Genomic DNA, 13,351 nt, shown 5'->3' on the forward strand with positions numbered 1-13,351 from the left:
CTTAGAGCGCATCCGGACGCAGGAAGGCGCTGACATTGCCGATGCCAATCTCTGCAAGCTTTTGCGCCAGAGCAATGCGCTCATTGGCACCGTTGGCACGAATATGATTCAGTTCCGCGGCGGTTATGATGGCGATTGGGACGATCCTGACCGGTGAAAGCGGCATATCGGCAATCTCGGTCGGAAAATTCGGCTGCGGCGCGCCGATCAGAATACCGATGCAATCATCGTCGGTGATGAAGCGCTTCGGCACCTGCGTCTGCACGGCATGAGACTGGCTCACACCAGGAACTTCAACCGATAGGACAGTGTAACGATCCAGCTGCCCGTTGATACCACCGGCACCGGCCACAGTCCCTGCAACATTCTGGAGAATTTCGAATGCCCAGCTTTTGCCAATGCTGCTGATATCTCCGGTCTGCCCGGCGTCAGCAGGATAGATATCGGGCGTCTCGATGAACAGTTCCAGCTCGAAGCCGTTTTCGCCGCCCGAGACCCCACGAAACGGGTCTGATAGCCCGTCCGTTGCGATGATGATCGTGTTTTTCCGACGTATCACGCGATAGGCTTGGCGTGTCGTTGGCCACTCTGCACCACCCGTAAACGATGGGCTGATGAGATGAGAGAGCACATCGGTTTCGACGTGCCCAACAGCCGCCCAGAACTGATCGCGCTTGCGGCAACTTTCTTCGAAAAACTGTTCGTCCCACTGCTCTTCTTCAGCAGCGGTCAACTCCGCCTCACGCCCGTTTAGATCAGGCGCTTTGTTTTCTTCTTTTGAGCCAAACAAGCCGGTGAGGAATTTGAACAGAGCCATGAATGTCCTTTCGAAGATCGTTGATCGGTACTCCCTAGCGATGCCGCCGCTGATAGCGTGCCCGCAGCCAGAAGATCAGGAAAAATGCCAGCACAGCGATGGCATCGAACACCGCCGCTACCCAGACCGAATAGTGGTTGGCCAGCCATAGCGTCACCGTCGGCAGGATGAAGAACAGCAGACCGAAGCCGAGGATGATGGCGATGGCGGCGATGGCGGCGGATTTGTTGGTGCCGGAACCGTTCATGCCGCAAGCCCTGCACGTATATCTTCGAGCTTCTGCTTCTGAACCCCATCAGCGTCGAAATTCTCAGGTGCCAGCCATGCCTCGAACGATTGTCTGATCAGCGGCCATTCGCTGTCGATCATCGAAAACCACGCCGTATCGCGGTTGGCTCCCTTGGAGATCATGTGCTGGCGAAACACGCCTTCGAACAGAAAGCCGTAACGCTTGGCAGTCGCTTTGGACGCTTCGTTTTCATTGTGGCATTTCCACTCGTAGCGGCGATAACCGAGATCATCGAACGCATGGCGTGCCATGAGATAATGCGCTTCGGTTGCCAGCGGCGAACGCTTCATCTTTGCGCCATGGGCAACAGAGCCCACTTCCACCACACCGTTCTTCGGGTCTGGCCGCATGTAGCTGGCCATGCCCACCACCTCGCCGGTGGCGTTTTCGATGAAGACCAGCGTCACCCAGCCGAAGGCGCTCTGCGCACCTTCGATCCAGTCGCCGAAAGCCTGCGAATTGAGAAAGCCATCCTGCGGGAAATATTTCAGCAGATCATTGATGCCGAGCCCGCCAAGCGCATCCCACAGTTTTTCGAGATAGGCCGCGCGATCGAACGGCACCGCCGTCACGAACCGGCCTTCCAGCGTCACTGGCTGTGGTGCCGGGCATCCGGTGAATGTAGAAAGATCGCGCATTCCTGTCCTCATCAATGGCAAAGCCTACAAGCTGATCAATCCGCCTTCTGGCGGCGGGCCGGGAAGAGAATGACGTCGCGGATGGACGGTGCGTTGGTCAAGAGCATGATCAGGCGGTCCACGCCGATGCCGAGGCCACCGGCGGGCGGCATGCCTTGGTCGATGGCGTCGAGGAACTCGTCGTCCAGCTGCTTGTCCTTTTCGCCGCGGGCATGCGCCTGTTCCAGCTGTTCGACCATGCGCTTGCGTTGCTCTTCCGGGTCGTTGAGCTCGGAGAATGCGTTGCCCACCTCCCAGGCGTTGCAATAGCTCTCGAAACGCTCCACCAGACGCGGCTCGCCCGGCACTTCCTTGGCGAAGGGCGAGATGTCCTTCGGGAAATGCGTGACGTGGCTTGGCTGGATCAGCGTGCCCTCGACTTTTTCTTCAAAGATGAAGGCCAGGCATTCGCCCCATGTCGCATCCTTCTCGACTTCGAAACCGGCGGCCTTGGCGGCAGCGCGGGCTTCTTCGTCGGTCTTGATGGCCAGGAAGTCGATGCCCGTTGCTTCCTTCACCGCATCCGGCATCGGCACGCGCTTGAACGGACCCTTGAAGGAAATCGTCTTGCCCTGGAATTCAAGCTCGGTCGTGCCATGGATGGCAATGGCCAGCGTTTCGAACAGGCGTTCCACAAGACCCATAATGTCTTCGTAATCGGCATAGGCCCAGTAGCATTCCATCATGGTGAATTCCGGATTGTGCCGGGTGGAAACACCTTCATTGCGGAAGTTACGGTTGATTTCGAACACCTTGTCCGACAGGCCCGACACCAGCACGCGCTTCAGGAACAATTCCGGCGCAATGCGCAGATACATGTCCATCTTCAGCGTGTTGTGGAAGGTCTTGAACGGATCAGCCGTCGCGCCGCCATAGACGGTCTGCAACATCGGCGTCTCGACTTCGAGGAAGGCTTCTTCCTCCATGAAGCGGCGAATGCCGGAAATGATCTTGGACCGCTGCTGGAAACGTAGCTTGGATTCCTCGTTCGAGAGAATATCCAGATGGCGCTTGCGATAACGGATTTCGATATCGGAAATCCCGCTCCACTTCTCCGGCATCGGCAGCAGAGACTTGGTCAGCATGGTGATTTCTTCGGCATTGATCGTCAGCTCGCCACGCTTGGTGCGGCGCACCTTGCCGGTCACGCCGATGATGTCGCCGATATCGATCATCGGGAGCAGATCACGGGCTTCTTGCGGCGTCGTGTCCTTGTGGGAGAAAATCTGAACCTTGCCGGAGGCGTCATGGATATCCATGAACATGCCGGAATTGCGGTTGGAATAAACACGACCCGCAACGGTGACGGTATCGCCGGTTTCGACGTCAGGCTCGATCTCGGCATATTTTTCCGCCAGCTCGGCATTGGTCAGCGTGCGGTGAAAATGGGCGGGATAGACATCGCCAACCTTCTCACGCAGCATCGCCAGCTTCTGGCGGCGGACTTCGGTTACGTCGGAGGAAAGAGCGGTCGTTTCGGGTGTCTTGTCGGTCATCATCGGGGCCTTTTTCGGGCTGTGTTGTTCTGTTTGGTGCGGTCGTCTTTGCCTGCGCGCCCACACTCTCCGCATCGTTATCTTTGGGTCAATCGCCCACCGTCGTCATTCTCGGGCCTCTCGGTCGTCATCCTCGGGCTTGACCCGAGGATCTAACCACCGTGCGGCTTTCTCAAGGTCTATGCCTGAGCCCCCGGCGTAGATCCTCGGGTCAAGCCCGAGGATGACGACCGTGGGGGTGGGCGGAGCTAAATCGAAACCGCCCGTCGCCTTTAGCTTCCAGCGCCAACCATCGTCGCCGCAACCGCAATCGCCACCTTCAACCGCTGGCGCACCACGGAACGGCCCAGCACCGCCATGCTGTCGAACAGCGGCAGCGACCGCGAGGAACCAGACATCGCAACAAACAGCGGCGGCGTCACCACGCGCAGCTTCTTGCCTGTCCGCTCAGCCACATCGCGCAATTCCGCTTCGATGGATTCCAGCGTCCAGTCTGGCATTTTTTCCAGATCGGCGGCAACTGTGGTCAGGATTTCGTGGATTTCTTCCGGCTTGCTCTTCAGGCCAGCGAAAGAAGCAGGCGTCAGGCCGACATCGCTCGACAGCAGGAAGCCAGCAAGGTTCGGCAGATCGCCCAGCTTGGAAATACGGCTCTGAGAGAGCTTCAAGCCTTCCGTCAGACGTGCATTTTCCATCGCCCATTCCAGCGTCCGGGCAATGAACTCTTCCGGTGTCAGCTTCTCACGCAGCCAGCGGCCATTCAGCCAGTCCAGCTTCTGAATGTCGAAGATGGCACCGGCCTTGGACAGCGCTTCCGGGTCGAACTTGCCCGCCAGCTCGTCCATGGTCAAAAGCTCTTCGCCTTCGCCGATCTGGATGAAGAACAGGCCGAGAAAGTTCATCAGCGCTTCCGGCAGGTAGCCGAGGGCGGAATAATAGGAAATCGAGGTCGGGTTCTTGCGCTTCGACAACTTGGATTTGTCGGCATTTCGCATCAAGGACAGATGCATGAATGTCGGCTGGTCCCAACCGAAATAACGGTACAGCAGAATGTGCTTCGGCACGGATGCCAGCCATTCTTCGCCGCGCGCCACATGCGTGATCTTCATCAAATGGTCATCGATGACATTGGCCATGTGATAGGTCGGCATGCCATCGGCCTTCATCAGAACCTGCATGTCAACGCTGTCCCAAGGGATCGAAACATCACCATAAACACCATCGGTGAAATCGCAGGAGCCTTCGGTCGGGATTTTCATCCGCACGACAGTTGCTTCACCAGCTGCCATGCGAGACGTAACTTCCTCGGCCTTCAGATGCAGGCAGAGACCATCATATTTCGGTGGCTTGCCAGCGGCGCGCTGCGCCTCGCGCATTTCCGTCAGGCGCTCGGCCGTGCAGAAACAGCGGAAGGCATGGCCTTTTTCCAGCAGCTCGTCGGCGAAAGGCTGGTACATGTCCTTGCGGTCGGACTGACGGTAAGGACCGTAAGGGCCACCAACATCAGGGCCTTCAGACCATGTCAGGCCGGTCCATTTCAGCGCTTCCAGCACCTTTTCTTCATATTCGCGCGTGGAGCGCGTGGCATCGGTATCTTCGATGCGCAGAATGAATTCACCACCATGCTTCTTGGCAAACAGGTAGTTGAAAAGCGCGATGTAAGCGGTGCCGACATGCGGCTCGCCGGTGGGGGAAGGTGCGATACGGACGCGGACGCCGGAAGTGGTCATTGAATTCACTCGTGCTGACGCAGCGTGATACGCGGCAAGCCACGTGTCACTGATGTGTTGTTGAATGCATGGAAAAAGCGGAAATACGGCTGAAGACGCTGCCATCCCACAGTTTCCTGTTGTGATGGCTTAGGCCACATTCAGCCGCATGCGTCAAGAAAATTAGGTTGTTTTGGCCTGCCCTAGACTGGTCTTTAGACTGGCCAGACATAGAGCAGCATGGGAATGGAAACGATGACGATCATGATCGACAGCGGAGCCCCAAGGCGCGGATAGTCGCTGAACTTGTAACCGCCCGGTCCCATGACAAGCGTGTTGCACTGGTGGCCAATGGGGGTGAGGAAGTCGCAGCCTGCGCCGATGGCAACCGCCATCAGGAAGGCTTCCGGGCGAAAACCCAGCGTCGTCGCAAATCCCGCCGCAATCGGCCCCATCACCAGCACGGTTGCGGCATTGTTGAGGAAGGGTGTCACGGCCATGGCCGTCAGCAGGATCATGCCAAGTGCGGCGAAAGGTGGCAGGCCCTGTGCGGCATGGCCCAGCCATCCGGCAATAAGGTCGCTGGCGCCGGTGGACCGAAGGGAATCGCTGACGGGAATGAGGGCCGCCAGCATCACGAGGATCGGCCCGTCGATGGATTTATAGACCTCCGTCAGCGGAATGGCGCCGACGAGGATCATCAGAAAAGCGGCAGCAAAAAAGGATACCGCCACCGGCGCAATACCGGTTGCCGCCGCCAGCATGGCCGCCGCCAGAATAATGACGGGAATGAAGGCACGTCGCTGCACGCCCAGCAGAATTTCACGCTGCGCCAGCGGCAACAGCGAAAACTCGCGCAGCACCATGGGCAGTGTCTTGCGTGATCCCTGTAGCACGATCACGTCGCCCGCTTTCAGCGTCAGGTCGCTCAACCGCTCATTGACGCGGTGGCCGCGTCGGCTGACCGCGATGAGGTTGACGCCGCGCGTGTAGGACAGGGCGAGTTCGCGGGCCGACAATCCGCTCAAAAGCGACTCGTTGCTGATCACGGCTTCCATGGCGATGAGATCGACGGTCTTCTGGCCGTTTTCGGTAATTGGCTTGCCGGATAGTGTCAGCTTTGCATTGGAAACGATGCGGTCCAGCCCTTCGGACGTCCCCTCCAGAAGAATGGTGTCGCCTGCTTTCAGCGTCACATCAGGAAAGGGCGAGACACGCCGGTGGCCGCGAATGATGGTATTGGCAATCACGTCACCATCGGCCTGCTTGAGCAGATCGCCCAGCGTCTTGCCGATCATCAGGCTTTCGGCGGGCAGCGTCGCTTCGGCGGCATAGCTCGCCTCTTCCATGATATCCTCGACAGAGGTGCCATCCTTGGCGCGGGCCGGAAGCAGCTTGTAACCGAAGGTCAGGAAGGCGATGCCGACCACGGCCAGTGTTGCGCCCACCGGCGTGAAATCGAACATGGAAAAGCTCTGGCCGGTCATTTCCTCGCGAAGGCGCGACACCACGATGTTGGGGGAGGTGCCGATCTGCGTCATCAACCCGCCCAGCAAAGCCGCAAATGCCATCGGCATCAGGTAATAGGAAACCGGACTGCCGGATTTGCGGGCGAACTGGAATGCGACAGGGATCATGATCGCCAGCGCGCCGATATTCTTGATGAAGGCCGACATCACGGCAACCACAATCATCAGGAAGGCCAGTTGCAGGTGCTTGGAGCGCATTTCCGGGAAGTATTTCTTGATCGTGGTATCCACGATGCCCGATCGCGCCACCGAGGTGCTGACGATCAGCGCGCTGGCGACGATGATGACGATATCGTCCGAGAAGCCGGAAAACGCCTTGTCGAAGGGAACGACGCCAAGTGCCACTGCAATCAGAAGAGCGCTGCATGCCACCACGTCATATCGGAACTTGTCGATGATGAATGCGACCATCATTCCGGCGATCACGCTAAAGGCTAGGATCTGCTCGATGGTCATGTGGCGGATTTACTTTCGGAAGCGGAAAACGAAAAGCCTGTCTTCCCTTGCATGATGTGAGATCAAGAACGCAAGACCCTGTCGCCAGTTCCTGCACAGTGGGGATGTTTTATTCTCGGTATCATCTTTTGATTTTTGCAGCATTTTCAATGAAGAAGCCATCGAGCAAAACGGTGGCCTTTTCCGAAATCCCGACGATCTTGTTGGTCGCCTGCCGGTAGAGTTTGAAATTCAGTTCCGTCTCCGGCTTGCCATCGTCCCAATCGTTGAACGGCTTGAGTTGGGTGCGGCCCAGAGGCTGCGTCGCCAGTGCCGTGCACCTCACGGTGATGCTCACGCGCGGTGTCTGCCGGTCAATGCCGGGCTTCTTGGCCACGGGTTCTGCACTCTCAACGATGCCCACGGCGACCAGCCCGTGCCCGCCTTCGTTCTCACTCGCGAACAGAAAGATCGTATCGCCTTTGGCAATATGCTTGCCGCCATACATGGTTTTCTGCGCCGGGAATGTGAGTGTCTTCGCGCTCGGGTCCGGAATATCGGTCTTGATGACAAAGGCCATTCTTCACCTCCGCAACTACGCCGTCATCCCGCACTTGATGCGGGATCCAGTGACCTGACGTCTGTCAGGTCAGAGGACTCTTTCGCGCCGCTGCTGGATTCCGGCTCAAGGCCGGAATGACGGAAAAAGAAGAGACTTCAATTTTCAAATCAACATTGTCAGTCGTAAAAGGCCCGCATGACGCGGGCCTTTCATAGTCTCAGATTGACTCAGCGCATTTAATGCACTGTGCCCTTTTTCTTCTTGCGCGCATTTCGCGACACCATGTTCAGCACTTCCACCAGCGCCGAGAAGGCCATTGCGGCGTAGACGTAGCCCTTGGGAACATGGAAGCCCATGCCTTCGGCAATCAGCGTCGTGCCGATCATCAACAGGAAGGCGAGTGCCAGCATGACGATGGTCGGGTTCTTTTCGATGAAGTTGGCCAGCGGCGTTGCGGCCAAAAGCATGACGGTGACGGCAAAGACGACGGCGACGACCATGATCGGAACGTGCGGGGTCATGCCCACGGCGGTGATGATGCTGTCTACCGAGAAGACGAGGTCGAGCAGCAGGATCTGAACGATGGCAGCCGAGAAGCTGGTGATAGCAGCACCGCCGACCATGTCTTCCTTGTGGTCTTCCGGGTCCACATTGTGGTGGATTTCCTTGGTCGCCTTCCAGACGAGGAAGAGGCCACCACCGATGAGGATGAGGTCCTTCCAGGAGAAGCCCTGACCGAAAACTTCAAAGACCGGCTCTGTGAGCTGCACGATCCAGGCAACGGTGCCGAGCAGGCCGAGACGCATGATCAGCGCCAGACCGATACCGATCTTGCGGGCTTTTTCGCGTTGATGCTCAGGCAATTTGTTGGTCAGGATGGAGATGAAAATCAGGTTGTCGATGCCAAGCACGACCTCCATGACGATAAGTGTGACGAGCGCCACCCACGCGGCGGGGTCTGTCAATAGAGGGACAATGGAGTCCATCGGGCCTGTTTTCCTTTTCAGCTATCCAGCTTCGACAATTCGAAACGATGTAGGTTTATATTCGAATGCGCGAGAAACAAGCGTGTGACAGATGTGTTTCGCTTTAATTTCCCGATATTTCGCGCATTGCGAGAAACCCGGATGCTGAATGGGTTCAGGCGGCCTTGGTTCCGTAGGCCGCCATAAAAACGTCGATGGCGCTGGAAAGGACACGGTCGGCTTCTTCCGGCGGCGTTTCGCCGTTGAGTTCGCCAAAAAGCCGCATCTTGAAGAACGTGCCGGTGGCAAGCTCGATGAACTGGCGCGCGGCAAGGTCCACATCACTGATAACCAATGTGCCCTGCTCGACATGATGCTGCAGAAAATCGCGCAGAACGACACGCACATTATTTGGTGCCGCCACGAAGAAGCGTTGCGACAGCTTCGGCATGCGGTCGATCACGCCAAGCACTGAGCGCATGGCAGGTATCATGTCAGTGCATGTCACCTTGTGAATAAACGCGTCGCCAAACTGCCAAAGCCCATCGCGCACCTCTTCGGTGCCAGCCAGAATATCGCGCATGGAGTGGGCAAATTCCGCCCGGTGCCGGTCGATCAGGGCCGCGAAAAGTTCGTCCTTGTTCTGGAAGTAAACGTAGATTGTACCTTTGGAAACAGAGGCTTCGCGGGTAATATCGTTCATGCTGGCGGCATCGAAGCCCTTTTGCTTGAACACCCGCCATGCACCGTCCAGAATCTGCTCGCGCTTGGCCGGGTCTTCGCCCGCAGCAAAGCGTCCCGCAGGAGAAGCGGTGTAGATATCCTCCATGGTCTTGTCTTCGGTCACGCGTCGATCCGCCAATCGGTTTTAGATTCGATTCAATATATCGAACCAATCGGTTCGATGTCACTTGATATGTGATAGAAAAAAGATTAAGTCAATCGAACCGAACGGTTCAGTTCGAAGTTATCTCTTTTTTCACAGTAAGTGGTGTTACCATGTCGGCCCAGAAAAGCGGTGCAGTCCGCGCAGTGAATTCGCCAGATGAAACCGAAGCCCGGGCTGACGAGGCAAAGCCAGCAGAGGCTCAGCAGCCTGCTGCACCCGCTCAGCCCGCCGCACCTGAAAAGAAGAAGGGCAGATCCTTCGTCTTGCCCGTGGTGGCCGTTGCACTTCTGGCCGCCGGTGGCTGGTATGGCTATCAATACTGGACGGACGGACGTTTCCTCATTTCCACTGACGATGCCTATGTGCAGGGTGACATTGCCGTCATTGCGCCCAAGGTTTCCGGCTACGTCGCCAAGGTCGATGTTGTCGCCAACCAGGAAGTGAAGGCAGGCGACACGCTGGTCACGCTGGATGATGGCGATTATCGCAATGCTCTGGAGCAGGCCGAAGCCCAGCTTCAGACACAACAGCTTTCGCTCAACCGTATCGATGCGCAAATCGCCGGGGCCGAAGCATCTCTTGCGCAAGCCGTTGCCCAGAAGGGTTCTCTGGATGCCGCCCTGCGCGGTGCAGACATAAATCTGAAGCGCGCCAGCGAACTTCAGTCCAAGGCTGTCGGCACCGTCGCTTCGACGGACAATGCCCAGATCGCCATGGAACAGGCCAAGGCCAATCTGGTTGCCGGTGAAGCCAGCGTCGTATCCGCGCAAGCAAATATTGATCTGCTCAGAGCCCAGCGCAAGGAAGCCGAAGGATCGGTCAAGTCGCTGGAAATTTCCCGCGACAAGGCTGCCCGCGACCTGTCCTTCACCGTTCTGCGCGCCCCCTATGATGGCGTCATCGGCAATCTCGCCGTCCAGACGGGTGATCTCGTCTCCGTCGGCAAGCGCCTTGCATCGCTGGTTCCGATGGACGATCTCTATATCGACGCCAACTTCAAGGAAACGCAGCTCGCCAAGATCGAGCCCGGCTCCAAGGTGCGCGTCCATGTCGACGCCTTCGGCGACCACGACATTCAGGCCACCGTTCAGTCGATTTCGCCAGCCTCCGGCTCGGTCTTCTCGCTGCTGCCACCCGAAAATGCCACGGGCAACTTCACCAAGGTCATTCAGCGCGTGCCGGTTCGCATCGTCTTTTCCAAGGAAGATCTGGCCAAGCACAAGCTGCGCGCTGGTCTGAGCGTGGTTGTCGATGTCGATACCCGCACAGCACCGGACAATAGCCAAACGGCGCAGGCCCAGTCGAAGTAACGTTGTTTTCACGCAGTTCCGCAGCCAAAGCCGCATCACGCTTTTGCCGGAACTGCTCTAAGGACCAAGATCATGGCGGCAACAGCCAATATGGCGGGCGGCAACGCCGCGGCGGTCGATCCCCCGATGGATCGCAGACGCCTCATCGCATTCTTTGCGATGGTGTTCGGCATGTTCATGTCGATCCTCGATATCCAGATCGTGTCGGCATCCCTGGCGGAAATTCAGGCCGGTCTGGGTGCCGGGTCCGATGAAATCGCCTGGGTACAGACCTCTTATCTGATTGCGGAAGTCATCATGATTCCGCTGTCGGGAACGCTGGCGCGTATCCTGTCGACGCGGGTGCTGTTTGCCACCTGCGCCGCCGGCTTCACCCTTTCCAGCGCCCTGTGTGCGACCGCGACGAACATCGACCAGATGATCGTGTACCGCGCCATACAGGGCTTCATAGGCGGCGGCATGATCCCATCCGTCTTTGCCGCCGCCTTCACCATCTTCCCGCCCTCCAAGCGGGCGGTGGTGTCCCCCATCATCGGCCTCGTGGCGACGCTGGCCCCCACCATCGGCCCGACAGTCGGCGGTTATCTGTCCAATGCGTTTTCCTGGCACTGGCTGTTCCTCGTCAACATCATCCCCGGCATCATCGTCACCATCGTCACATGGAACTTCATCGACTTCGACAAGCCCGAACGGTCCTTGATGAAGAAGTTCGACTGGTGGGGCCTGATATCCATGGGCGTCTTCCTGGGCTCCATGGAATATGTGCTGGAAGAGGGCAACAACAACGACTGGTTCAACGATAGCCACATCGTGATCGGTGCGCTTGCCATGACCATCGGTGGCGTCGTGTTTTTCTGGCGTGCCTTCAAGGTGGATTTCCCAGTCGTGGACCTCAAGGCCTTCGCGGACCGAAACTTCTCCATCGGCTCGCTGTTTTCCTTCGTTATGGGCATCGGCCTTTACGGCCTGACCTATATGTATCCGCTCTATCTCGGGCGCGTGCGCGGCTACGATGCGCTCATGATCGGCGAGACGATGTTCGTCTCGGGTCTTGCCATGTTCTTCACCGCGCCCATTGCGGGCAAACTTTCCACCAAGCTCGACCTGCGCGTCATGATGGTCATCGGCTTCATCAGCTTTGCCTCCGGCACATGGATCATGACCCATGTTACTGCCGACTGGGATTTCTACGAGCTGCTGATCCCGCAAATCCTGCGCGGATTCGGGCTGATGATGTGTATGGTGCCAATCAACAACATCGCGCTCGGCACCCTGCCGCCCGCCCGCATGAAGAATGCGTCTGGCCTCTTCAACCTCACCCGTAACCTCGGCGGCGCGGTTGGTCTTGCGGTCATCAACACCATGCTCAGCCAGCGCACGGACGACCACTATTTCCGCATTGCCGAACATGTGAACTACAGCAACCCGGCAGCACTGGAATGGCTGAACAGCGTTGGCGCCAACTATGATTCCTACGGCATGGACGGCACCTCCGTCGCCGTCAAGAAACTCGTCGGCGTGGTGTCACAACAGGCATGGCTTCAGGCCTTTGCCGATGTGTTCCTGGCACTGACCATCCTGTTCAGCGGCCTGATCCTGCTCACCCTCCTGATCAACAAACCCAAAGCCGCCCCACCCCCGGACGCCGGCCACTAATTTCCTCCCATCCACCGCAGCGCTAAGGGTCGCCAGAAATGGCGGCCCTTTGTTTTGATAGCGTCCCAACAGACTTACTTTCGAGGTGCAGCAGATGTCGTAGCGGGAACTTTATCGGAGTCAGCGAGCATGACACCAAAATGGGCGGCAACCTCGGCCAATATGTCTCCAGCAGCCTTCATGGCGAAATCGAGTTCATCCTTTTCCGCTCTCGCAGGCATACGGCCGGCATCCTTGGGATAGCGGTAAGTCGTGGCATAGATAGTCAGAAAGGTCAGTGACCGAAATCTCTCTTTGAAAGGATTTTCGTCCGGCAAAAGATCGCGCAGAACATCAAGACGATGGGAGTCGCGTCTTTCCGCCCTGATGCCTTCCGACGTCAACAGCGACAAGAGAATTTTCTCCACTGCCTGCTGGGCATGATAGGCATCGTTTCTGTTCTGTTTGGCAGCCAGCATTTCAGCTGCCTCCAGGTCTGCATGAGCCAAACGCAGGGCATTAGCGATATGCAGTTCAGCCGACACGGAGCACAATTCCGTCGTCAACCATGTGGCTTGCTGCAGAGTTCGCAACGGCCAAATCCGATTGGAAGTCTGACACGCGGACGCAGGATAGGTCCGCGTAAACGCCTGACCCTTCCTGGACGCGCCATCCGAACATCGGTGAAAAAAGGTTTTCGGACGCTTCATCAGACACGATGATCTTCAGGTCCCAATCGCTTTGCGCAGTCGCCTCGCCCCTCGCCTGGCTACCGTAGAGAACGACGTCGATGGGATCATAGGCGTCCTGAATACGCGCGAGCAACGTTTTCAGTTCGGGAAATTTTTCGGAAGAGATAATACGTCCACCGAAATTTTGTGCCACGATGCTCACAGCATCTACTCCGTTTAAAGTCACAATACTCCCATAAACGATCTGCTCGTTTTTTTCTATAGTTTCATTGCCGGTTGCTGAGGCCACGATTGCGTCAAATCGATTTTGAGGTACGTACGTCATTTTCTGATTTACGTACCTCAA

13 protein-coding genes are annotated in these 13,351 nt (G+C 57.4%); 2 read left to right on the top strand and 11 right to left on the bottom strand.

Annotated elements, in window-relative coordinates:
- Position 1: 1 nt before the first annotated feature.
- The 9 genes from ABUK73_RS14105 to ABUK73_RS14145 form a co-directional block, all read right to left on the bottom strand.
- On the bottom strand, positions 2–817 hold the full coding sequence (locus tag ABUK73_RS14105; protein WP_353577835.1) for a suppressor of fused domain protein: 816 nt from the start codon (positions 815–817) through the stop codon (positions 2–4).
- 34 nt (positions 818–851) lie between these two features.
- The gene (locus ABUK73_RS14110; protein ID WP_113089937.1) at positions 852–1,064 is read right to left on the bottom strand and encodes a hypothetical protein; all 213 of its coding nucleotides are present in this window, start codon (positions 1,062–1,064) and stop codon (positions 852–854) included.
- Positions 1,061–1,744, bottom strand: a complete 684-nt coding sequence (locus ABUK73_RS14115) for a GNAT family N-acetyltransferase (RefSeq protein WP_353577836.1) — start codon at positions 1,742–1,744, stop codon at positions 1,061–1,063. Before ABUK73_RS14115 ends, ABUK73_RS14110 begins: the two co-directional genes overlap by 4 nt.
- Positions 1,745–1,779: 35 nt before the next feature.
- Positions 1,780–3,279, bottom strand: coding sequence for a lysine--tRNA ligase (lysS, locus tag ABUK73_RS14120; protein WP_353577957.1), 1,500 nt, complete (start codon positions 3,277–3,279; stop codon positions 1,780–1,782).
- A gap of 272 nt (positions 3,280–3,551) precedes the next feature.
- A complete protein-coding gene (gltX, locus tag ABUK73_RS14125) occupies positions 3,552–5,009 on the bottom strand; it encodes a glutamate--tRNA ligase (RefSeq protein WP_353577837.1) in 1,458 nt (485 codons plus the stop codon).
- Positions 5,010–5,203: 194 nt separating this feature from the next.
- Entirely contained in the window at positions 5,204–6,973 is a 1,770-nt protein-coding gene (locus ABUK73_RS14130; RefSeq protein ID WP_113089933.1) for an SLC13 family permease, read from the bottom strand.
- Between the two features lie 121 nt (positions 6,974–7,094).
- The gene (locus ABUK73_RS14135) at positions 7,095–7,532 is read right to left on the bottom strand and encodes a hypothetical protein (protein ID WP_353577838.1); all 438 of its coding nucleotides are present in this window, start codon (positions 7,530–7,532) and stop codon (positions 7,095–7,097) included.
- A 218-nt stretch (positions 7,533–7,750) separates the two neighbouring features.
- Positions 7,751–8,500, bottom strand: coding sequence for a TerC family protein (locus ABUK73_RS14140; protein WP_113089931.1), 750 nt, complete (start codon positions 8,498–8,500; stop codon positions 7,751–7,753).
- Positions 8,501–8,654: 154 nt separating this feature from the next.
- The gene (locus tag ABUK73_RS14145; protein WP_353577958.1) at positions 8,655–9,308 is read right to left on the bottom strand and encodes a TetR/AcrR family transcriptional regulator; all 654 of its coding nucleotides are present in this window, start codon (positions 9,306–9,308) and stop codon (positions 8,655–8,657) included.
- 170 nt (positions 9,309–9,478) lie between these two features.
- Between ABUK73_RS14145 and ABUK73_RS14150 the strand changes: the two genes are divergently transcribed.
- Both ABUK73_RS14150 and ABUK73_RS14155 read left to right on the top strand, forming a co-directional pair.
- Complete coding sequence (locus tag ABUK73_RS14150) at positions 9,479–10,678, top strand: HlyD family secretion protein (protein WP_353577839.1); 1,200 nt, start codon at positions 9,479–9,481, stop codon at positions 10,676–10,678.
- A 72-nt stretch (positions 10,679–10,750) separates the two neighbouring features.
- On the top strand, positions 10,751–12,334 hold the full coding sequence (locus tag ABUK73_RS14155) for a DHA2 family efflux MFS transporter permease subunit (RefSeq protein WP_353577840.1): 1,584 nt from the start codon (positions 10,751–10,753) through the stop codon (positions 12,332–12,334).
- A 74-nt stretch (positions 12,335–12,408) separates the two neighbouring features.
- Here the strand turns inward: ABUK73_RS14155 and ABUK73_RS14160 are convergent, their stop codons facing one another.
- Positions 12,409–12,858, bottom strand: a complete 450-nt coding sequence (locus tag ABUK73_RS14160; protein ID WP_353577841.1) for a HEPN domain-containing protein — start codon at positions 12,856–12,858, stop codon at positions 12,409–12,411.
- Positions 12,848–13,294 (bottom strand): nucleotidyltransferase domain-containing protein, encoded by a 447-nt coding sequence (locus tag ABUK73_RS14165; RefSeq protein WP_353577842.1) that lies wholly within the window; start codon positions 13,292–13,294, stop codon positions 12,848–12,850. Before ABUK73_RS14165 ends, ABUK73_RS14160 begins: the two co-directional genes overlap by 11 nt.
- Positions 13,295–13,351: the final 57 nt, after the last annotated feature.

Origin of the sequence: Agrobacterium vacciniicorymbosi (assembly GCF_040427045.1) — a bacterium.
Classification (GTDB): domain Bacteria; phylum Pseudomonadota; class Alphaproteobacteria; order Rhizobiales; family Rhizobiaceae; genus Agrobacterium.